Annotated in this window: 17 protein-coding genes and 1 pseudogene; 4 read left to right on the forward strand and 14 right to left on the reverse strand. The window is 62.2% G+C overall.

What is annotated here, in order from left to right; genetic code table 11:
• A pseudogene (locus tag SPHV1_RS14195) lies at window positions 1-811 on the reverse strand (peptidase M20); the annotation flags it as partial.
• 356 nt (window positions 812-1,167) lie between these two features.
• Window positions 1,168-1,545 (reverse strand): UrcA family protein, encoded by a 378-nt coding sequence (locus SPHV1_RS14200; protein WP_054946694.1) that lies wholly within the window; start codon window positions 1,543-1,545, stop codon window positions 1,168-1,170.
• Window positions 1,546-2,235: 690 nt separating this feature from the next.
• Between SPHV1_RS14200 and SPHV1_RS14205 the strand changes: the two genes are divergently transcribed.
• Window positions 2,236-2,844: a hypothetical protein gene (locus SPHV1_RS14205; RefSeq protein ID WP_054946695.1), complete on the forward strand. Its 609-nt coding sequence runs from the start codon at window positions 2,236-2,238 to the stop codon at window positions 2,842-2,844.
• A gap of 91 nt (window positions 2,845-2,935) precedes the next feature.
• On the opposite strand, the gene SPHV1_RS14210 is transcribed toward SPHV1_RS14205, so the two are convergent.
• Together SPHV1_RS14210 and SPHV1_RS14215 are read right to left on the reverse strand one after the other, a co-directional pair.
• Window positions 2,936-3,679 (reverse strand): DUF4145 domain-containing protein, encoded by a 744-nt coding sequence (locus SPHV1_RS14210; RefSeq protein ID WP_054946696.1) that lies wholly within the window; start codon window positions 3,677-3,679, stop codon window positions 2,936-2,938.
• 721 nt (window positions 3,680-4,400) lie between these two features.
• On the reverse strand, window positions 4,401-4,760 hold the full coding sequence (locus tag SPHV1_RS14215) for a hypothetical protein (RefSeq protein ID WP_054946697.1): 360 nt from the start codon (window positions 4,758-4,760) through the stop codon (window positions 4,401-4,403).
• A 153-nt stretch (window positions 4,761-4,913) separates the two neighbouring features.
• On the opposite strand from SPHV1_RS14215, the gene uvrA reads away from it, so the two are divergent.
• Window positions 4,914-7,811 (forward strand): excinuclease ABC subunit UvrA, encoded by a 2,898-nt coding sequence (gene uvrA / locus SPHV1_RS14220; RefSeq protein WP_054946698.1) that lies wholly within the window; start codon window positions 4,914-4,916, stop codon window positions 7,809-7,811.
• 153 nt (window positions 7,812-7,964) lie between these two features.
• Here uvrA and SPHV1_RS24470 read toward each other — a convergent pair whose 3' ends face one another.
• Together SPHV1_RS24470 and SPHV1_RS14225 are read right to left on the reverse strand one after the other, a co-directional pair.
• Window positions 7,965-9,074: a DUF262 domain-containing protein gene (locus SPHV1_RS24470; RefSeq protein ID WP_082431015.1), complete on the reverse strand. Its 1,110-nt coding sequence runs from the start codon at window positions 9,072-9,074 to the stop codon at window positions 7,965-7,967.
• Entirely contained in the window at window positions 9,071-9,868 is a 798-nt protein-coding gene (locus tag SPHV1_RS14225; RefSeq protein WP_197277728.1) for an FRG domain-containing protein, read from the reverse strand. The genes SPHV1_RS24470 and SPHV1_RS14225 overlap by 4 nt, the downstream gene beginning before the upstream one ends.
• 402 nt (window positions 9,869-10,270) lie before the next feature.
• Between SPHV1_RS14225 and SPHV1_RS14230 the strand changes: the two genes are divergently transcribed.
• Window positions 10,271-11,713 (forward strand): hypothetical protein, encoded by a 1,443-nt coding sequence (locus tag SPHV1_RS14230; RefSeq protein WP_054946700.1) that lies wholly within the window; start codon window positions 10,271-10,273, stop codon window positions 11,711-11,713.
• On the opposite strand, the gene SPHV1_RS25485 is transcribed toward SPHV1_RS14230, so the two are convergent.
• The 5 genes from SPHV1_RS25485 to SPHV1_RS14255 all read right to left on the reverse strand — a co-directional run bounded on the left by SPHV1_RS25485 (window position 11,634) and on the right by SPHV1_RS14255 (window position 16,385).
• The gene (locus tag SPHV1_RS25485) at window positions 11,634-12,164 is read right to left on the reverse strand and encodes a septal ring lytic transglycosylase RlpA family protein (protein WP_054946701.1); all 531 of its coding nucleotides are present in this window, start codon (window positions 12,162-12,164) and stop codon (window positions 11,634-11,636) included. The genes SPHV1_RS14230 and SPHV1_RS25485 overlap by 80 nt on opposite strands.
• A gap of 131 nt (window positions 12,165-12,295) precedes the next feature.
• Window positions 12,296-13,513 (reverse strand): argininosuccinate synthase, encoded by a 1,218-nt coding sequence (locus tag SPHV1_RS14240; protein ID WP_054946702.1) that lies wholly within the window; start codon window positions 13,511-13,513, stop codon window positions 12,296-12,298.
• A gap of 99 nt (window positions 13,514-13,612) precedes the next feature.
• Entirely contained in the window at window positions 13,613-14,875 is a 1,263-nt protein-coding gene (locus SPHV1_RS14245) for a cyclopropane-fatty-acyl-phospholipid synthase family protein (RefSeq protein ID WP_054946703.1), read from the reverse strand.
• A 187-nt stretch (window positions 14,876-15,062) separates the two neighbouring features.
• Window positions 15,063-15,818, reverse strand: a complete 756-nt coding sequence (locus SPHV1_RS14250) for an SDR family oxidoreductase (RefSeq protein WP_054946704.1) — start codon at window positions 15,816-15,818, stop codon at window positions 15,063-15,065.
• A gap of 183 nt (window positions 15,819-16,001) precedes the next feature.
• Complete coding sequence (locus SPHV1_RS14255; RefSeq protein WP_054946705.1) at window positions 16,002-16,385, reverse strand: glycine zipper 2TM domain-containing protein; 384 nt, start codon at window positions 16,383-16,385, stop codon at window positions 16,002-16,004.
• A gap of 156 nt (window positions 16,386-16,541) precedes the next feature.
• Between SPHV1_RS14255 and SPHV1_RS14260 the strand changes: the two genes are divergently transcribed.
• Window positions 16,542-17,381, forward strand: coding sequence for a PhzF family phenazine biosynthesis protein (locus SPHV1_RS14260; protein ID WP_054946706.1), 840 nt, complete (start codon window positions 16,542-16,544; stop codon window positions 17,379-17,381).
• Window positions 17,382-17,509: 128 nt separating this feature from the next.
• Here the strand turns inward: SPHV1_RS14260 and SPHV1_RS14265 are convergent, their stop codons facing one another.
• The 3 genes from SPHV1_RS14265 to SPHV1_RS14275 are packed head-to-tail and all read right to left on the reverse strand — an operon-like array spanning window position 17,510 to window position 21,191.
• On the reverse strand, window positions 17,510-19,276 hold the full coding sequence (locus tag SPHV1_RS14265) for a bifunctional diguanylate cyclase/phosphodiesterase (RefSeq protein WP_054946707.1): 1,767 nt from the start codon (window positions 19,274-19,276) through the stop codon (window positions 17,510-17,512).
• 27 nt (window positions 19,277-19,303) lie between these two features.
• Window positions 19,304-19,750: a response regulator gene (locus SPHV1_RS14270; protein WP_054946708.1), complete on the reverse strand. Its 447-nt coding sequence runs from the start codon at window positions 19,748-19,750 to the stop codon at window positions 19,304-19,306.
• A complete protein-coding gene (locus tag SPHV1_RS14275) occupies window positions 19,743-21,191 on the reverse strand; it encodes a PAS domain S-box protein (RefSeq protein ID WP_156367355.1) in 1,449 nt (482 codons plus the stop codon). Before SPHV1_RS14275 ends, SPHV1_RS14270 begins: the two co-directional genes overlap by 8 nt.
• Window positions 21,192-21,260: the final 69 nt, after the last annotated feature.

Genomic DNA, 21,260 nt, shown 5'->3' on the forward strand with positions numbered 1-21,260 from the left:
CCCCCCCCCCCGCCGATAGTCTGGCAAGGTCCAGCCCGGCGTCGGCGAACAGGCGCTTGGCCGCATCGCCGGAAATCCAGCCCTGCAGGGCCAGGCTCGTCAGGTCTTCGGGCCTGCGCACGATGTCGTAGTTCTCGCCGCCCGGACTGACGACGACGTTCCAGCCATAGCCCGCGGCTTGCGTTTCGTGCACGATCAGCGCGCCCACCGCGCCCTGCCGCGCGGCTTCCTCGAACTTGTAGGTCCAGCGTCCGTAGTAGGTCATCGTTCGGCCGCCGAACCTGCCTGCCGCCGGCTCGCCTTTCTTCGCCGCGAAGTCGGGGTCGTTGACGAGGAAGACGGCCAACTTGCCCTTCAGGTCCACGCCCTTGAAGTCGTCCCAGCCGCGTTCGGGCGCATCCACGCCATAGCCGACGAAGACGACGGGCGCGTCCTCGATCGTGGCCGCGTCGTCGGGGCGCACGGTCGAGATGTAGAGGTCCCTGGCCTGCTCCACCGGCATCGCGCCCTTGGGGCCGGCAAAGGCCAAGGTGCGCGCCTTTTCCAGTTTGGTGTGGAGCAGCGGGACGGTCTGGACCCAGCGCCCGTCGGGTCCGGCGGGCTGCAGGCCGAGGTCCTGGAACCGCGCGATCAGGTAGCCGATCGTGCGGTCCTCGCCCGCGGTGCCGGGCGCGCGGCCTTCGAAGGTATCGGAGGCGAGCGTCTTCACGTCGGTCGCGATGCGGTCGGCATCGACCGAGACTTTGGCGAGGGCAGGGTGGGAACTGGCAGCCAGTGCGGCTGCGGCGAGAACGGGGGGAAGTTTTCTCATGCCCCCATCTTAGGTTGGCCGCCCCATGAGGCAAGCCGCCCCCCCAAGGCAAAGCGGGCCGGGTAAAGCCGACCGGGCAAAGCCGACCGGGCAAAGCGGGCCGGGCAAAGTGGGCCGACGGGGAGCGCGCGAGGGGCAACGCCCCGCGACCGGCCCGAGTTGATCGCGCCTCATGATCGCGCGGGGGGATTGCCGCAGGGGGCATCCCTGCGGCGGGGGAGAGCGGAATTGCGTGGAGCCGAAGCCCGCGGCCCCGGCTGCAGGTCCGAAGGCAGGGAACCTTGCTGCGTTCCCTGCTTCCGGATCGGGCGCCCGCCCAGGACAATCGGGGCGGGGCCTCGATCAGCGCCCGGTCCTCAACGGGCGGCGATGGCAATGGAGGTGGTGAGCGCGGCCAGACGGCTCGGATCGTCCCTGGCGGCCAGGCGCGCGGCCATGATGGAATCGCGATCCGCAAAGGCGCGTTCCAGCGACTCGCTGCGGCAGGTGCGGGTCACGGCCACCTCACGCGGGATGCGGGCATCGGGTTGGCCGCAGACCGTCTTCACCGCAGAGGTGATGCGCATGTTCAGCCGGTCGATGCCCTGCGGGGTATCGAGGTTGAGGTCGTTGAAGCGCACTTCGCGATAAGGCAGCATGGACCAGCTCGTGTCCTTCACGACGACCTCGGCGAGTGACGGGGTGGCGATGGCGAACGCGATTACGGCAAGGGCGGCGGCATGGATCCTCTTCATGGTTCATCTCCTGACTCTGTGTAGCGCAGGGCAAGAACCGTCAGGTCTTGCGACCTGCGGCGCGGGGAGTTCCAGGCGACCCGGAAACGCGATGCTGAGGCAAATTGCCCGACAAGACGTGCGCGCCGCGTGAAGCGATCACTACGGCGCTGTAATCATTTACAGAATTCTGAACCCCTCGACTCACCCCCGTATTGAAGGACTGGTCGGCAATAAAATTACTTGGGATTACTATTGTTTGTAAAATTCGACTCGTCTTCTTGGTGTCCGGCGAAATCTTTACGCGCATTCGGGCGGGCGGGGAAGGGGGCGACTCACTTGTTTGTTCGCTTGCCTCCTGCGTGCGGCAGGCCGCTTGCGTGTAAACCGCGAAATCGCGGCGAGGGGAAAGGCAGTCTGTGCCAGTAGGTTGGATGGGGCGCGCACTGGTTTCGAGCCGCTGCGTCAAGCTGGATTCCCGCCTGCGCGGTAGCGACGCGAGCGGCGCACGTTCGTTCAGCCAATGGGCACCTTTTCGGAATTGTGACCTGGAACCTGCATCATAGCCGTCATCGCGCGAATGGCGGCTACGCGCCCTTGTCGCCGTTCAGGGGGCGATCCAGATTTACTCGGAAGCAGACATCCGTTTGTCCGATTGTTGCCTAATGTCTATTGGGCCAATCTCGTTGGGATTTCGGACGGGAAAATTGGATGGCTCAGGAAGAAAGCGACGAGTTTGATCGTCTCATGATGGCTCTTGGGAGTATTGTCGTCATGTGGGGCATGGTTGAGGATATGGTTCGTCAGTTCCTCCGTGACGTGGTCATGGAGGACGCGGAGGAGCCTGAAATCGAACGGATCATCATCAGCCAAACGTCATTCAGGAGCCAGTTGGATGTTCTCAAGAAGGTCGCCCATGTTCGCTGGCCGAACAGTGAATGGTTCGATGCCGTCAACGAGCAAGTGAAAGCTCTCAAAGGACCCCTTCAAGACAAACGCAATCGCTTCATTCATGACCTGTGGGAGAAAAATGAAGCCGGTCAGATGGTCAAATTCATCAGGGGGAAGGATGAAGCTGCTGTTCAAAAGAAGGAGGGCGAATGGCATCTGAAACTCACTGGTGAAGTGGCTGTACCTGTCGCTGAGGTGGAAGCCTTCTTTGAGGAAATCGCCGATACCCTTGAGGCGTTGCTTGCCCTGAAGTCCCAATATGTCGAGAAGACCTACAAAGCGAAAGCTGCTGCCATCATTTCGCGGATGTATGGCGAGTTGGCCGAGAAGGTGCATGGGAACGCGCAGGATGATGAGGGGGCCAAGTGAATTGCCTCTATCTATTCAAGGCGCAGTGATTGGCAGTTATTCACCACTTTCAATCCGAAAGTCGACATTCCGAAATCGGCCCCAATTGTTGTCAGGGAGTAGTCTTCTTCCCAGCGGCGAGCAGCCGCTTGGATTTTGCGGGGATACTTTTCTTGATGCCTAATGCCTTCTGGCCGACGATAAAAGCGCGATGGAGGAACACCTCTAGCGATGAGAGCAGTTCGGAAACCTCCTGACAGTCGGGCTCCCAGCCGCGATGCGCAGCCGCATTACCCGCATCCGTAACAACGCCGAGGATGTCCCGCTCAGTTTGCCCGATCCACCCTCCGTCGCGCAGCTCGTTCAGTTTCTCATCAAATGTCTTGGCCGGGTCGATGCCGAGGACTTCGGTTGCACGGTCCAGTGCCGTTCTAAGTCCTATCGCCGTGAGAATGTGTGCCTGGTTGTCGTGCGCTACGTACATCTGGCTCAGGATATTGTGCAGCTGGGGGTCAGCCTTTTGCATGGCGTCAAACCATACCGGCTTCGTCTTGGCCTCTGGCTTCGGATAAGTTTGTATCTCCCTCGGATGCTCATACTGCTCCTGCCCCATCGCATCGTAGTAGTAATCGATGTCTTCGCTGTTCCAGCTGGAAGTTTCGTAGAAGACCGTCTCGCTCCCTCGACATTCGAGCAAAGAGTGGTCGACACCGCCGTTGACCGAATGGCCATATTGCCTGTCCTCCCAATTCCAAGCCTTGTAGATCGAGCCGTGGATTTCGCAGGTGCGCTCGCCATCGCAGGTGGGACAGTGCCCCTTCTTCGTGGCGTTTGTTGCTGTCGGTGTCGTGGCCATAGAGCCCAATAGCGAGCACTGACGAACTTTTCCAACAGTGTGGATGTAAGTCGGCGCATCCTAAGTCCGCTTTTTGGGTTTGGCCGCTCTAGAGCCGCCATTCTGCTTCCGGCCCATTGCAGGCATTGGGGCGCTGGCGATCAATGACCGCTCACCCCGACAGAGCGGCCTTTCAACGGCGCGGTCCGCCTTGCTGAAAGCGGCCCTTCGTTTTCGAAATCGACTGAGTGAATGGACGGCGGCAAGGTCGGGTTAGCCGCCGCAGATGTGGAGCGCTCGAAGCCCCAAGTCCAACGCTACGAGGCCGAGCATCACGAGTACGCCCCACCTTAGTATACGCCTGTAAGTACGAAATTCTGGGCTCTCGGGCTCGTAGCTCATGCCGCAAGTGTAAGGCTCTAACCTACGCCTGCAATGTTGGCGGCTCCGGAAAGGCCGCTTTTCCGCGGAAAATTCCGACAACTGCCATTCCGCACCCGGCCCCTAGTCGACGCCTTGCCTCACCAAGCGTGGTGGCAGGAAGTCCCTGCGTTCCTTGCCGCCAAATACTTATACAACATGCTCTGAATGCTGGCGTTGCCACGGCGCAAGCAAACCGCCAGCCATCGCTCCGGCCTTGAACGCCGGGCGCAAGTATCACCGAGGGCGCGGGCCCTTGGCGCAGCGGGTGGGCCGCGTCAGGATCGGTCCGGATGGGGAGGGGGCAGTCTGCCCCGGCGCCTCAGCGGCGGCAGCGTGAATAGTAGCCGGCGCGGCAGGCGGCGACGTCTTCGCGCCAGTCGGCCATCGCCCGGTCGTAGTCGCGGCGGTCGGCCTCGTAGTCGCGCATCTGCTGTTCGTAGCGGCGGTCGCTGTAGCCGGACGAGCGGCGGGCGTCGTCATAGGCGCGCCAGCCCTTGGCGTATTGCGCGTCACGCTTGCGAACGTAGTCGAGCTGTTCGCGGTTGAGGCGGCGGATCGTCGCCTTGTCGCGGGCGAGTTCCTCGGGCGTCATCTTCTCGTAAGGATCGTCCGCATGCACCGGACCGGACATCGTCGCCACGGCCAGCGCCGCTGCGCACAGGAAACCAAAACGCTGCATGATCTTTTAGACCCTCACCTGAACCCTGCGCGCTATTTGCCAATTCGGCGGCGGCGATGCAAAGCCATTGCGATAAACCGTTTGCAACCCATCTTGCGGGCAAGCCACTCCGCCGCTTGATCGACGCGAACAAATCTGGAACACACGCTCCCCATGAGTCTCTCCCACATTACCGTGCGCGGTGCGCGCGAGCATAACCTCAAGGGCTTCGACATCGCGCTCCCGCGTGAGAAGCTGATCGTCATCACCGGCCTGTCGGGCTCGGGCAAGTCGAGCCTGGCGTTCGACACGATCTATGCCGAGGGCCAGCGCCGCTACGTCGAGAGCCTGAGCGCCTATGCGCGCCAGTTCCTCGAGATGATGCAGAAGCCCGACGTCGAGCATATCGACGGGCTGTCTCCCGCGATCTCGATCGAGCAGAAGACCACCAGCCGCAACCCGCGCTCCACGGTGGCGACGGTGACGGAGATCTGGGACTACATGCGCCTGCTGTGGGCGCGCGTGGGCATTCCCTATTCGCCCGCCACCGGCCTGCCGATCGAGGCGCAGACGGTGTCCAACATGGTCGACAGGGTCATGGCCCTGCCGGAAGGCACGCGCCTCTACCTGCTCGCCCCCGTCGTGCGCGGCCGCAAGGGCGAATACCGCAAGGAACTGGCCGAGTGGCAGAAGGCGGGCTACACCCGCGTGCGCATCGACGGCGAGATGTACGCGATCGAGGACGCCCCCGCGCTCGACAAGAAGTACAAGCACGACATCGAGGTGGTGGTCGACCGCATCGCGGTGAAGGACGGCATCCAGACGCGCCTTGCCGACAGCTTCGAACAGGCGCTCAAGCTGGCCGACGGGCTGGCCTACGTCGACCTTGCGGACGGCAGCGTCCCGGGTCGCGAGGAAGAGGAAGCGCAGGGGCGCAACCTCAAGGGCGCGGGCCTGCCGCCCAACCGCATCGTCTTTTCCGAGAAGTTCGCCTGCCCGGTCAGCGGCTTCACCATCGAGGAGATCGAGCCGCGCCTGTTCAGCTTCAACGCCCCGCAGGGCGCGTGCCCGGCCTGCGACGGCCTGGGCGAAAAGCTGCTGTTCGACCCGCAGCTCGTCGTGCCGAACGAGAACCTGACGCTCAAGCAGGGGGCGATCGTCCCCTGGGCCAAGTCCAACCCGCCCAGCCCCTACTACATGCAGGTGCTCTCCAGCCTTGCCGCGCACTTCGGGTTCGACCTCACCACGCCCTGGCAGGACCTGCCCGACGAGGTGAAGATCGTCGTCCTTTACGGCACCGCGGGGGCGCCGGTTCCGCTCACCTTCAAGGACGGGCGCAAGGAATACACCGTCAACAAGCCGTTCGAGGGCGTCATCGGCAACCTCAACCGCCGCATGATCCAGACCGACAGCGCCTGGATGCGCGAGGAACTGGCCAAGTTCCAGACCGCGCAGCCGTGCGAAACCTGCGACGGCAAGCGCCTCAAGCCCGAGGCGCTGTCCGTGCGCATTGCCGAAAGCGACATCGCCGATGCCGCGCGGCTTTCGGTGGCCGACGCCTTCGCGTGGTTCGGCGCGCTGGAAGGCAAGCTCACCGACCAGCAGCAGCAGATCGCCCGCGCCATCCTCAAGGAGATCAACGAGCGCCTCGGCTTCCTCAACAACGTCGGGCTCGACTACCTCAACCTCGATCGCACCTCGGGCACGCTGTCGGGCGGGGAGAGCCAGCGCATCCGCCTCGCCAGCCAGATCGGCTCGGGCCTCTCGGGCGTGCTCTACGTGCTGGACGAGCCGAGCATCGGCCTGCACCAGCGCGACAACGACCGCCTGCTGGAAACCCTCAAGCGCCTGCGCGACCTTGGCAACACGGTCATCGTCGTCGAGCATGACGAAGACGCGATCCGCGCTGCCGACCACGTGGTGGACCTCGGCCCCGGCGCGGGCGTCCACGGCGGCGAGGTGGTGGCCGAAGGCACGCTCAAGCAGGTGCTCAGGAACAAGCAGAGCCTTACCGCCCAGTACCTCACCGGCGCGCGCCGGATCGAGGTGCCGCAGACCCGCCGCAAGGGCAACGGTCACTTCGTCACGGTGGAGAACGCGCGGGCCAACAACCTCACCGGCGTGACGGCGAAGTTCCCGCTCGGCACCTTCTGCTGCGTCACCGGGGTTTCCGGCTCGGGCAAGTCCAGCCTCACGCTCGACACCCTCCACGCCGCCGCCGCGCGCACGCTGAACGGCGCGCGCATGATCGCCGGCCCGCACGACCGGGTGACCGGGCTGGAGATGTGCGACAAGGTGATCGAGATCGACCAGTCCCCGATCGGCCGCACCCCGCGAAGCAACCCGGCGACCTACACCGGCGCCTTCACCCAGATCCGCGACTGGTTCGCCGGCCTGCCGGAGTCTGAGGCGCGCGGCTACAAGCCCGGGCGCTTCAGCTTCAACGTCAAGGGCGGCCGCTGCGAGGCGTGCCAGGGCGACGGCCTGATCAAGATCGAGATGCACTTCCTGCCCGACGTTTACGTGACGTGCGAGGAATGCCACGGCAAGCGCTACAACCGCGAAACGCTGGAAGTGAAGTTCAAGGGCCACTCCATCGCCGACGTGCTCGACATGACGATCGAGGACGCGGAAGAGTTCTTCAAGGCCGTGCCCCCGATCCGCGACAAGATGCACATGCTCAACGAAGTGGGGCTGGGCTACGTCAAGGTCGGCCAGCAGGCGACGACGCTTTCGGGCGGCGAGGCGCAGCGCGTGAAGCTGGCCAAGGAACTGGCCCGCCGTTCCACCGGGCAGACGCTCTACATTCTGGACGAGCCGACCACCGGCCTGCATTTCGAGGACGTGCGCAAGCTCCTCGAAGTGCTCCACCGCCTCGTCGACCAGGGCAATTCGGTGGTGGTGATCGAACACAACCTCGACGTCATCAAGACCGCCGACTGGATCATCGACCTCGGGCCGGAAGGCGGCGTGCGCGGCGGTGAGATCGTGGCGGAAGGGACGCCCGAGCAGGTGGTGAAGAACAAGCGTTCATTCACGGGGCATTATCTGAAGCCGTTGTTGGGGAAGTGACCAATCGTCCCCGGAATGGTGGGGGGCTGGTGGTTTAAGCGAGGGAGAATAACAAGAATGAATGCGAGGGCCAACGCCCTCGCGCTTCCCCATGCTAAGAGAAGTTATTCCGATCAATAAAGTAAAAATATTGTAGAGGTGATTTGCGCTAAATTAGTTCGATATATTTCTAAACGGTTGATCTTCTTCCAGCTCGTACAAGTTGTTTAGATACTTAACAAATTCCTCTCGTAATATTTCCACGCGACCCTTGTGGCTTCCGAGATCATTTGTGCTTCTGTTTAAAGTGTCATATCTTGAATATATGGCATTTAGCCCTCGGCCTTCGCCATGAAGGCGCTCCTTCTCTCTATTCTCTTTCCGAGAGTTTTCAAATTCTATCAAAAAATGCCTTATATCATCTTGAAACTCGGATGAAACACCGCGAACAAACCAATAGTATACCGGGAACGTGCCCGCGGATCCCAGAAGAACATCGTTTGGGATAAATATTTCTGACATCTCATCAAAAATATCTATTGCTCTGCGGGCAGAAAGCTCAAGCCTCTCTCTATCTACGGTGCCTATTTTTGCAAAGTTATCTAAATCGATTTTCTTTGTTCCGGTAAGGTGGCCTCTATATTCAAATAGAAGTACCTTGGCCGCGGCATTATGATCGCCAGCTCGTTTGGTGCTGAAGCGTATGGTTTCTTTGAATATACTGTGCTGAGCAAGTTCGCGGATGACGTCTGTGACTGGACCTACGATTGCATTTCTGACTTCTGCGCCAGTGAGTGATTTGCTTCTATTCAGGCGTACAAATAAATCATTAATCAGCGTTTCATCATCTGTGAATACGCTCATAATTGTCAAATTTGCATTTTCAAATTCTTCGGCCACTTCTGGGTATTTTGAATATAGATCGCGAAGGCTCAGTCCTCCTAAAGATAGTGTGGCGTCATCTCGCCACTTAAATTCTTTAGCAAGAGTTAGTTTGTTATCGAAAAAATCAAATATTGCTTCAAGTCTTTGTTTTCCGTCAATGATTGCGTACGGCAATCTCTTTTCATTCAGTGATGATTCACCGAATTGAAAATCCGCAAGATAAAGCTTCGGAATGTCAAAACCATTCAAAATTGAATCGATTAGAAACGCTTTATCTTGATCTGACCATAGTCTCCCTTTTCGTTGATAAGGCGGGTCGAAATCAATTTTCTCGCGTCGAGAATTCCACCACTTCAACGTGCGCGTTTGGTGCTGCTCAATTTTCAGGACGCTTTTCATTTGTAGCCAAACTTTCTGCGAATCTCCAAAGCTAAGCCTTGGAGGTCGGGGAATATGACGCTTTCTGTAATGCCCTTTTGGAAGAGGGATTTTAGAACTCCGTCGATATGTTCTTTCTTTATTATCACTTTCGTAAGAATGTCCTTCGAGAACGCTTCGTCTTCGAATATTTTCTCCATCGGGGTTAGTCCTTTCCCAAAGAGCGCGAACACGCCTCTCTGCGCAACGATCCGAGGAGAGTTGTGAGTACCGTATATCATGACAGGCTTGGTGGCTCGATGATCTATCTCAGTGCCTGGCGAGTAGGCTTTGATCTCCTCGCAGTTTTCGTCGAGTATCTCGCCTTTGTATGTGATGTGACTAAGGGCCGTGCGATTCCATGCGATTGGATCGCATAGCCACATTGCAACATCCTTTTGTGGCTTACCAGTTTGTGTTCGTTGAACAGACGAAAGCGCGAAGTACAGTGCAACAAAAGGGCTTTCAGACCAATCCAATAGGCGGGTTGGGATTCCGTAGTGCTGCATGAAAAATAAACTTCTCCAAGAATTTGAGAAGTCTTTTTCTATAAATGGCGGTGATCTTTGGGAAAACGTGGCGTATATTTCTTTTTCAATTTTTATGATATCTTCTTCTTTTGGGCTATTAGGTAGCCTAACAATCGATGGAGCCAGATTGTGTGTCTCGTTATTTACACCGCGATACCAAACTACCTCACGAACTGACTGATAGCTCTCCACTATCGATAAAATTTCGGTCAGCGAATTTGGTTCGTGGGATTCGAATTTTGTCACATTACCCCCCAGGAAGACGCACTTACACGCTACAAGCTAGGACACAGTGGTCAATGTGCTGCTTAACAATATGCCTAGGTTTCAGCATTTTAATTTAGAATGCTTCGAAGCGTTGTGTTGTGATTCCGGAATCTATCGTTCGTGGATGAAATGTCATCTGTGCCGAAATCATGAAGAGTACGAAATCACCCAATAGAGTTCGTTAGAACGGTCCAATTGCAACCCACATCGGCGACAATATTTAGAGCGCGAGGGCGATGGCCCTCGCATCATCCTTCTTCCCTTCAAACCATTTTCCTACAGTCCCTGAACTGCGATAGATGGTTCGTTCACCTCGGTGCCGCCGTTTGGGCCGTGCCGTGACCTCTTTCTGCGGGTTTCCCGCTTTGTGCGAGGTGGACGATGACGGACTTTGCTGACGGTTTGGGTGCGGACGCGCCGCATCAGGGCGCATCACGCGGCAAGCTCAGGATGAGCGGTGATCCTGAAAGCGGGTGTGACGCGCCGCCCACGCGGTTCGGGCGGGGGTGGATACCGGCTTCGCGCGATATCGGCCTGCCGGGGGATGGGCCTTTCGGGCAGGGCGCCGCAACGCCTCTTGCGTCTGCGGGTGGGGAAAGGCCCACCGCTGACGCCTCCGCCGGGCGGGAGGGGGACGGCGTGCCCCACAATGGCTGGAGCGATGCGCGCAAGGTTGCCTTCCTCCACTACCTTGCCGACCGGGGCGATGTGCGCGCGGCCTGTGCGCGGGTGGGGATGAGCCGGACTTCCGCCTATCTCCTGCGGCGGCGCGATGCGGTCTTTGCGCAAGGCTGGTCCGCGGCGCTGCTGCTCGCGCGCGCCCATGCCGAGGAAGTGCTGGCGACCCGCGCGATCGACGGGGTGGACGAGGCGGTCTGGTTTCGCGGAGAGCTGGTCGGGCGGCGCAGGCGCTACGATTCCCGCCTGCTGCTGGCGCACCTTGCGCGGCTGGACCGGCTGGCCGAGCAGCACCACGTCAACGAGCAGGCCGGGCGCTTCGATGAAGTGCTGGCGCTGCTTTCCGGCGCGGCGCCGGACGAGGACTTTTTCCAGCCCTCCTTGGACCCGGCGCTCGATCCCTTGCCGGAAGAGGGCGCGCCCGACCCGTTCCTGCCGCTCTCGCGCCGCGACTACGTCGATTATGCGCCCGCTGACCCGGAAGGGGCCGGGGCGGACTGGGATGCATGGCAGGCCCGCGCCTGCGATCATGTCGACGAAGTGCTGCGGCAGGCGCGGCAGGAGCGCGCAGCGGACGCGCGCGACGGGCACTGCGTGGTCGCCTGGGACGGCTGGATCGGTCCGGGGCTGGACGAATTGCCCGAGGATCTGGCCGGGGAACCGGCCGGTCCCGCCGCGAGCGGGGGCGATGGCCTGCCGCTGGAGTACAAGTCGCTCGACGGTCCGGCGGCCTGTCCCCCTGGACCGTGTAAACCGTGTAAACCGGGCGGGCCTTCCGGCCTGTTTCGAAAAATCGGCTGGCGCCGGGAACGGATCGCCGGGCCTGTGGTTATCGCAAGTGAAGGCCGGCGCGGTGATGCTCCCACCCCCCTCCCACCACCGCGCTGGCCGACTTTTTGCGGGCCGGGGCCGATGGCAGGTTCGCAGGTCGCCGCAGGGCGGGGCGCGCAACGGCCCGGTACGGCCGCACGGGATGCGGCCGCTCGCACTGACGCTTTATGGGATTTCGGCTTTGGGGCCGTGGCCGCTCAGGCGCCGGACCCGCTTGGGCCGGGCCTGCCCAAGCTCAGTCGGCGAGCAGCGCCAGCTCCACGCGGCCCTTGCCGGCGCGGGTCAGGCCGATCTCGTCCGCGGCGGCGCGGCTGAGGTCGATCACGCGGTTGCCGTGGAACGGTCCGCGGTCGTTGATGGTGACGATGACCGAATCGCCGGTCGCTTCGTTGGTCACGCGCACCTTGCTGCCGAAGGGCAGGGTGCGGTGCGCGGCGGTGAGCGCCCGTGGGTCGAACAGGTCGCCGCTGGCGGTGCGGCTGCCGGCGAACTGGTTGCCGTAGTAGCTTGCCATGCCCGAACCGATCGGGTCGAACTCGGGCGCTTCGATCTCGGCGGCGTCGATCCCGGGAGCTGCCGGGGCGATGTCGGCGATGGTGACGGTGGAAACGGCGGGCGCGGTCAGCGCCGGTGCGGCCTGCTGCTGCGGGGCCAGCTCGGGCACGGCAACGTCGGCGGCGTGGATGGGGCCTGCAAGCGGAAGCGTGACCAGTGCCGCAAGAGCGACAAGCAGGCTGGCTTTCCGGTTGCCCGGTCGAACTGACAAGATTTCCCACTCCGTCCCGTTTCAGGTGACGGGACTCCTACATGCCGCAGCGCGAAAAGGGGACTCATGCAAAAGCGGCCCGTCGCGCTTTGGCAACGGGCCGCCGGAATGTGTTAACCGTTTGAGAGGATTCAGGAAGCGTCGCGCTGGGCCAGCAACCGCAGGCGCAGGGCGTTGAGCTTGATGAATCCGGCGGCGTCCTTCTGGTCGTAGGCGCCCGCATCGTCCTCGAACGTGACGTGGCGTTCGGAGTACAGCGAATCGGGCGACTTGCGGCCGACGACCGAGGCCATGCCCTTGTAGAGCTTGAGCCGGACGGTACCGTTGACGCGCAGCTGGCTGTGGTCGATCGCGGCCTGCAGCATCTCGCGCTCCGGGGCGAACCAGAAGCCGTTGTACAGCAGTTCCGCGTACTTCGGCATCAGCTCGTCCTTGAGGTGAGCGGCGCCGCGGTCCAGCGTGATCTGCTCGATCCCGCGGTGGGCAGCGGCGTAGATCGTGCCGCCCGGGGTCTCGTACATGCCGCGCGATTTCATGCCGACGAAGCGGTTCTCGACGAGGTCGAGGCGGCCGATGCCGTGCTTGCGGCCCAGCTCGTTGAGCTGGGTGAGCAGGGTGGCCGGGCTCATCGCCACGCCGTTGAGCGCGATGCCGTCACCCTTCTCGAAGTCAATGGTGATGTATTCCGGCTGGTCCGGCGCATCCTCGGGATTGACGGTGCGCGAGTAGACGTAGTCGGGGGTCTCTTCCCACGGATCCTCGAGCACCTTGCCCTCCGACGAGGTGTGCAGGAGGTTGGCGTCGGTCGAGAACGGGCTTTCGCCGCGCTTGTCCTTGGGCACCGGGATCTGGTGCGCCTCGGCCCAGGCGATCAGCGCGGTGCGCGAGGTGAGTTCCCACTCGCGCCACGGGGCGATGACCTTGATGTTCGGATCGAGCGCGTAGGCCGACAACTCGAAGCGGACCTGGTCGTTGCCCTTGCCGGTCGCACCGTGGGCGACGGCGTCGGCGCCGGTCTCGTGGGCGATCTCGATGAGGCGCTTGGAAATCAGCGGACGGGCAATCGACGTGCCGAGAAGGTAGTCGCCCTCGTAGCGGGCATTGGCACGGAACATCGGGAAGACGAAATCGCGCACGAACTCTTCGCGCAGGTCGTCGATGTAGATGTGCTCGTCGGGAATGCCCATGAGCTTGGCCTTGGCGCGAGCGGGTTCAAGCTCCTCGCCCTGGCCGAGGTCGGCCGTGAACGTCACGACCTCGCAGTTGTAGGTGACCTGCAGCCACTTGAGGATGACGCTGGTATCAAGCCCACCGGAATAGGCGAGGACGACCTTTTTGATATCGGACATGACGCTTGCGAGCTCCGCTGGAATCGACGCTGGAATTGCGACGCGCGCCTAACAGCGGGGGCGGGCCGGCGCAATGCCAGTGTTAAAAAGCGCCCGCAATCACTCGGCGCGAAGCAGGTCCCTTTCGCGCGCGGCCATGTAGTCGCGGGTGAGGGGCAGGGCGCGGCGGCTGCGGGTGTACTGGATCTGGTAGTTGCACATGCTCCCGCTCTCGAACGCGGCAGTCGCGCCGGCGAGGTAGAAGATCCACATGCGGTGGAAGCGCTCTCCGTAGAGGCCGACGATCTCGTCCTTGTGGGCGACGCAGCGCTTGTACCATTCGCGAAGGGTCAGTGCGTAGTGCAGGCGCAGGTTCTCGACGTCGGCTGCGATCAGGCGATAGCGTTCGCTGGCCGCGACGGTTTCGCTCAGCGCCGGGATGTAACCGCCCGGGAAGATGTACTTGCGGGTGAAGGCGTCGGTGGAGCCCGGGCCGCCCATGCGCCCGATCGTGTGCAGCAGCATGACGCCGTCGTCGACGAGCAGCTTCGCGCAGTCCCGGAAGTAGCGATTGAACTGCGCCTGCCCGACGTGTTCGAACATGCCGACCGAGACGATGCGGTCGAACTTTTCACCTTGAGCGGCAAGATCGCGGTAGTCGACGAGTTCGAAGCGGGTGCGACCGGCCACGCCTGCGGCTTCGGCCCGCTTGCGCGCGAGGGCAAGCTGTTCCTCGCTCAAGGTAATGCCAAGGACATGCACGTCGGCATGCTTGGCCAGGTAAATCGCCATGCCGCCCCAACCGCAGCCAATGTCCAGCACCCGCTGGCCGGGAGCAAGGGCGAGCTTGGCGGCGATGTGGGCGAGCTTGGCCTCCTGCGCCTGTTCCAGCGTCATGCTGCCGCTTCCGTCCGCATTCGGCCAGTAGGCGCAGCTGTATTGCATGTGGTCCCGATCGAGGAACAGCGTGTAGAGGTCGTTGCCGATGTCGTAGTGGTGGGCGACGTTGGCCTTGGCGCGGGCGGCCTTGTTGATGCCGTCGATTACGGTGAGCGCGCGCGTTCCGATCTTCTTGAGTCTCGATCCTTCGCCGAAACTGCCGCCGCGATCCCACGGGCGATTGGCGCGCAGGAGCTGGACCAGTTCCATGATGTCGCCGCGCTCAACCAACAGCTGGCCGTCCATGAAAGCTTCGGCAGCGCCCAGTCGCGGGTCGAGGATGATCTTGCGCTCGGCGGTGGGATCGGTGAAGCGCACGGCGACATCGGGATAACCGGGCTCTGGCGTGCCATTGCGCGTCCGGGAGCCGTCCGAATAGGTGATGTCCAGTGTGCCCTTGCGGACCGCCTTGCCGAGAAAGCGCTCAAGCAACATTTTCGACATTATGGTTTTGATCCCGCCCGATATTTCATATCCCTACGGTGGTCGAACCTGCCACAGGGAAACTGGTTCCTGAAATAATCGCAAGATCGAACCGCGCGGTCCTCTCCCGCTATTTCCGTTTCTTGTCTAATTCGGGCAGCGTAGCTGTAAGACTGCGCCTGACAAGAGGCATATACGGATGCAGAGCTTATTGCCGGGCGAGGAACAGGACGTCCCGTTCTTGGGCGAGCAGATGCTGGCCGGAATCGACGTACACCGTTTGCCCACTGGCTACCCATCCGTCGGCGAGGAACAGGGCGGTATCGGCGATGTCCTGAGGCGATGTTTTACGGCCCAGTAGGTTCATGCGATGCGAAACTTCGGTTTCGGCTTCCGTCTGGTCATGGCTGGCCAGGATCGCCCCGGGAGCAATGCCGTAGATGCGATCCTCGGCGCGGGTCCGGGCCATCGAAAGCATGGGAATGGTCGCCGCCAGCGCGTGTTTGCTCATCGTATAGGAGAAGAAATCCGGATTTGGATTGAGCAGTTTCTGGTCCGTGACATGGATCAGCCGCCGCCCGCCACGGGCTTGTGCATGGCGCAGAAAGGCCTGGGCTAGCAGGGCAGGTGTGCCGGCGTTAATCTGCATCGTCTTGTCGAAAGTGTGCTCGTCGAGGGCTTCGGCCGTATCGAGGTCGAAGACGCCAGCGCAGTTGATCAGGACCCGCCAGTCCTTCAGCCGCGCGGCAAGCCTTTCCACCATGGCGACAGCCGCCTGTCCGTCGCTCAGGTCGCAACTGACGATTTCGGCCGAGGACAGCTGTGCTTCCAGCGCCTCGGCTTGAGCGGTCGACTGGCCGTAGTGGATCACCACGTGCCAGCCAGCGGCTCCGAAGGCATGGGCAATGGCCGCGCCGATCCGCTTCGCGCCGCCTGTCACCATCATGGCCGGTCGCATGGTCATGTTGTGTAGGTCATATCGTGCCGTGTCATCGGCCCTATTGGAGCATATGCGGCAGACGGGGGAAAGCGCTGGAATTCCAGTCTTTCGCAATTTTCGCATCTGAGGTGGATGGAGAAATGAAAGAGGGCGCCCCGTCGAACTTGACGGGACGCCCCATGTTTGTGCCCGATAGTGTCGCTCAGATCAGCGGCACTTGAGATCGCCGCGATCGATCGTCCGGCCGAGCAGACCACCGGCAACGCCGCCGAGGATCGCGCCGAGCGTCTTGTCGCCGTTGCCAGCCAGTTCATGCCCGGCAAGGGCGCCGACGCCGGCACCGATGATCAGGCCGGTCGTGCCATTGTCGCGGCGGCAGTAATAGCGGCCATCGCGCCCGCGCCAAACGCGGTCGTGTCGGGAGATCCGGCGCGGTTCGTAATAGCGACCGCGCGAATCGTAGATGCGGTGGTGGCGTTCCTTTTCGCGATAGCCATGGGCGGGAGCCCATGGCGGCGGATCGGCGGCGGCCGGTACGGCCGGGATCGCCAGGGCGGCGGCCGTGATAGCCAGAATGGATCTCTTGAACATTGCGTCCTCCTGCAAGTGCCTGTCTTGAACCTTTGAATTGCTTTTTGGTTCACCTGAACCCAACGCTGGATGAACAATTCGTTGGATGGCCGGGACTGGAGACAGACCGATGTAATCCTGCGATGAAGTGAACTGCAATGATGAAAGGTGCGTTAGGTGCAAATTGATCTCGTCGACGTCTTCGGTTCCGGACCGCTGAGCGGCAATCCGCTCGCCGTCGTGCGCGGGGGTGAGGATCTGGACGCTGAGTCGATGCTGAAGCTGACGCGATGGCTGGGTTATTCGGAAACGACTTTCATTCTGCCGCCGACCGACACTGCCGCCGATTACCGCGTGCGCATCTTCTACCCGGCAGGTGAGCTGCCTTTCGCCGGGCATCCGACACTGGGGACGGCACATGCCTGGCTCACTTCGGGGGGTGTGCCCAAACAAGCGGGCCGTATCATCCAGGAATGCGGTATAGGTCTTGTCGAGGTCCGGCAGGATGCCGACCGACTGGCATTTCGTGCACCCGACCTCTTGCGCTCCGGCCCGTTGTCGGATGAGGATCGGGCCGAAACGATCCGCCTCACCGGTGTGGACGAAGACCAGGTTATTGCAGCCGTCCATGCCGACAACGGACCGGGCTGGAAGCTCCTGCATCTCAAGTCAGCCGAACAGGTCGTGGCCGCAGACCCGGTGCCGCGTGCGCCGATGCCTACCGATGTCGGCCTGCTTGGCGCTTGGGGGCCGGGGCATGACAAGCAATTCGAGGTGCGCGCCTTCTTCGCCGATCCGACCGGGGCGATGGTGGAGGACCCGGTGACGGGAAGTCTCAATGCCGCAGTGGCGCAGTACCTGTTCGGGCAAGGCATGGCGAGCGGCAGATACGTTGCCGGACAGGGGCAGAGGATCGGTGCGGACGGTCATGTCCACTGCTCGCAGGAAACGGACGGCTCGGTCTGGGTGGCAGGGCGCGTGGAAACGGTGGCACAAGGCGCAAGGCTGACGTTCTGATCGGGGCGATTGCCACCTAGGCATCGCGCGCGGTTGAAGGCCGCACGGTAATCTTGTGGGGTGCCCATCCCACGCGATTGCTTCGCGCGGCTGCGTCACCTTGCAGAGACGGGTCTGACAGGCTTGGTTCAAGCGCGCAGCCGATGTTGCGGTGTTGCGTCGCCGCGCTGTGCCATCCAGGGCAGGACATCCTCGTAGGGCATGGGGCGGCAGATCCCGTAACCCTGCCCGGCGTTGCAGCCCAGGGTGGTGAGCAACTGCTGCGTCTCGGGGGTCTCTACACCTTCGGCCACCAGCGAGATGCCCAGGTTCTCGCACAGCACGACAAGGCTGTTGACCAGTGACTGGTCGAACCGGCTTTCCGTAAAGCGCGAGATGAAAGAACGGTCTATCTTGATCTCGCTGATGGCGAATTCGCGCAAGTAGCCGAAGGAAGTGAAGCCCGAACCGAAATCGTCGATGGACAGGCCGATGCCGTTTTTGCGCAACCTTTCGATGACGCGTTGGGCTTGGGCGGGATTGGCGATCAGGGCGGTCTCGGTCAGCTCCAGGGTTACGCGCCGTGGTTCGACTCCATGGCGGGCAATCAGCTCGGGCAGGCTATCGATGAATTTCGCCCTCTCGAGCATCCGTGCCGATATGTTGACTGCGATGGACGCTTCGTCGATCCGGTCCTGTATCTGCGCGAACTGGCGCAGCACCTTGTTGAGGCAATGGTTGGTGAAGGATTCGAGCAGGGGCGATTGCTCGACGGTGTGGATCAGCTGGTCGGCTGGCACCGGCGCTCCGGTTGGATGGCGCCAGCGCACCAGTACTTCGAAGCCCAGGACGCGGCCCGATCGCAAGTCGATCTTGGGCTGCCAGTGCCAGTCGACCGCGTCGCGCGACATGGCGCTTTCCAGTTCCTCCAGCATGCCCTTGCGGTCGAGCGAGGGGCCGGGACGGGCCCGGCTGTCGGTGGCTATCACGACCTTGTCGATGCCGCGCTTGGCGAGGTACATCGCATCGTCGGCCGCCGAGAGAAGGGTTTGCGGTTCAGTGCCCATCTCGGGGCACAGGGCGATGCCGATCGACCCGCCCACGTTGAGCATGCGATTGCCGCAGGCGACCGGCTGTTCGATCAGGTCGGTGAGCTTCTGGCCCATCTTCAGGGCCAGTTCGGTGGAATCGATGGCCTGCAGGATGACGGCGAATTCGTCACCTCCAAGCCGTGCCACGGTGTCCACCTCGCGCAAGTGACTGCGCAGGCGCTGGGCGATAACGGTCAGGGTCAGGTCGCCGGCGGCATGGCCAAGGCTGTCGTTGATCTCCTTGAACCGGTCGAGATCGAGCATGAGCACGGCAAAGGCATCGCCGTGGCGTCGGGCCCGGGCGCAGCACTGGCCGAGGCGGTCGAAGAACAGCGTGCGGTTGGGCAGGTCCGTCAGCGGATCGTGCAGGCTGCGGTGGGTCAGTTCCTCCTCTGCCCGGCGCAGTTCCTGCCGGTACTTGCGCCAGGCCATCCCTTCCTCGATCGAGGCAAGGACCTGCTCCTGCGAGAGCTGACGCTTGGCGAGGAATTCGGTCATGCCCGACTTGATCGAATCCACCGCGATCTGTTCGTTGCTGTTGCCGGTCACGGCGACAATCGGGCAATCGGGATCGATCTCGTCGCGGATTGCGGGAATGAGATCGCGTCCGTCGCCGTCCTGCAGGCCGAAATCGAGGAAGACGATGTCGAAGTGGCTGGCCGGCATGCGGATCAGCGTCATTGCTTCGGCATGCGATGCGGCTTCGACAATCGATATGTCGCGCGGGCAGCGCCTGAGCATGCGGATCAGTCGCTCGCGATCGACGTCGTCGTCATCGACGATCAGGGCGGACAGCTCGTTACCGGTCTTGGGAAAGCCTTTCATCGTGGGGGGATCCTTGAAAGCCTGTCTTCACGGGAGTTCCTGGGTCAGGGTGTACTTGGTCATGAACTCGGCAAGGCGGGCGAACTGCGGCCCGACCTCGGACTTGACCATGTATCCGGCCACCTGTTCGTTGTAGGCGCGGCAACGGTCCTGATCGCGCGAGGAAGTGCTGAGCACGAAGATCACCGTGCGCCGCAGCTGTGGGTCCGCGCGTACGGCTTCGAGGAACTGGAAGCCGTCCATGCGCGGCATGTTGAGGTCGAGCAGGACGATCACGGGCGTTGTCAGTTTCTTGTCCGGGTGATCGCCCGAAAGGACGGCCAGCGCTTCCTTCCCGTCTCCGGCCGTCAGCGTCCGGCAGGGGACGTCATGCTTGCGAAAGCTGCGCAGCACGCCTTCGATGGCAACGTCATCGTCATCGACGATGAGGACCGTGCAGTCCGCCAGTACGGTGCATTCGCCGGTTTCAACCATTGTCCGTCTCCCGCAACAGGATGCGCGGCCAGTGCACTTCGAAGCAGGCCCCGCCCAACCTGCCCTTGCCGCGCACGACGGTGATCATGCCGCCATGCGCGTTGATCATGCGCCGGGTGAAGGCGAGTCCGACGCCGTCGCCGTCCGTGCCGGGGGAGGCGCGGTGAAACAGCTTGAAGATGCGCTCCTCATTGCCCTCGGCTATGCCGCGACCGTCGTCCTCGACGGTGAAGACGGCGAAGCGGCCTTCCTCGCGCAAGGCGATGCGCAGGTGTCCGCTGCGCTGGCCGTGGTGCTTCACGGCATTGCCGATCAGGTTGCGCAAGGAAGTGGCCAGCGGCGCGCGCGGGGCCGTGATGGGGCCGCCGGCGATGTCCATCTCGACAATGAAGCTCTCGGGCACCATCGCCAGGGCGAGCGCCTCCGCGACCAGCTCGTGCGGATCGATCACTTCGGTCATCGTGTCGCGCGTGCCGGCTCGCGCATAGTCGAGCAGGTCGTCGATCATCTGCTCGGCGCGGGCAATGCGCGAGGCGATGCGATCGAAGTTGTGGCGCACGTCATGCGGGAGGCTGTCTTCACCCAGATCCTCGCGGATCCAGCTCACCAGATCACCGATCCCGCGCAGGGGAGAGCGCAGGTCGTGGCTGGCGACATATGTGAATTCCTCAAGCTGGGCATTGGTCTGCTGCAGAGCGCTCTCGGCGTTCTTGCGCTGCGATATGTTGCTGACGATCGCCATGGTCAGGGGCCGACCGGGATGCTCGAGCCGGGTGAGGGCGATTTCGACCGGCAGCTCTTCACCGGAGCTGTGCAGTCCGGTAAGATCGCGGCCGGATCCCATCATGCGCGAGCTGGGTGCGGCGATGTAGCCCTCGACGTGGCTGGCGTGCCCATGGCGATAGCGGTCCGGCACCAGCAGATCGAGCGGTTGGCCGACGAGGCTTTCCGGGCTGTAGCCGAACTCGCTTGCCAGCGTCCGGTTGGCCTGGACGATGCGCTGCCGGTTGTCGACGATCAGAAGGCCGAGCGGCAGGTTGTCGAAAATCTGGTTGAAGCGCCGTTCCGCGACGACCTGCCGCATGAGGCTTTGGACATAGACGATAGTGTGCCGGCCAGTGTTCCCGGGACTGTCGCCAAGCGTCAGGTCGACCGGATGGCTGTTGCCGTCGATACCGAACAGCGCGGACTGCCATGTCCTGCCGGGGCGCGCTTCGACCGACATGTCCAGCATCTGGCGCAGCATGTCCGCGTCATCGTCGGCCATCCCGGCGTAGATCAGCCGATGGTGCAACGAGGCAGGATCGCTCTCTCCCAGGATCGCGGCAAGGGCGGCATTGGCCCAGGAGACAACACCGGTATCGTCGATGCACATGGCTCCGATCGGGGCATGGGCCAGCGCAGTTTCGAAGCCCGTATCGAGCTGTGTCACGAGAGTCATCGACGCTCCCTTCACCTTGTCGACCGGGGCACGTCAGGGTGCGGGGCGACGTATCTGCCGTTGCCGACA

The sequence above is a fragment of the Novosphingobium sp. KN65.2 genome, from assembly GCF_001368935.1.
In the GTDB taxonomy this organism is placed as follows: domain Bacteria; phylum Pseudomonadota; class Alphaproteobacteria; order Sphingomonadales; family Sphingomonadaceae; genus Novosphingobium; species Novosphingobium mathurense.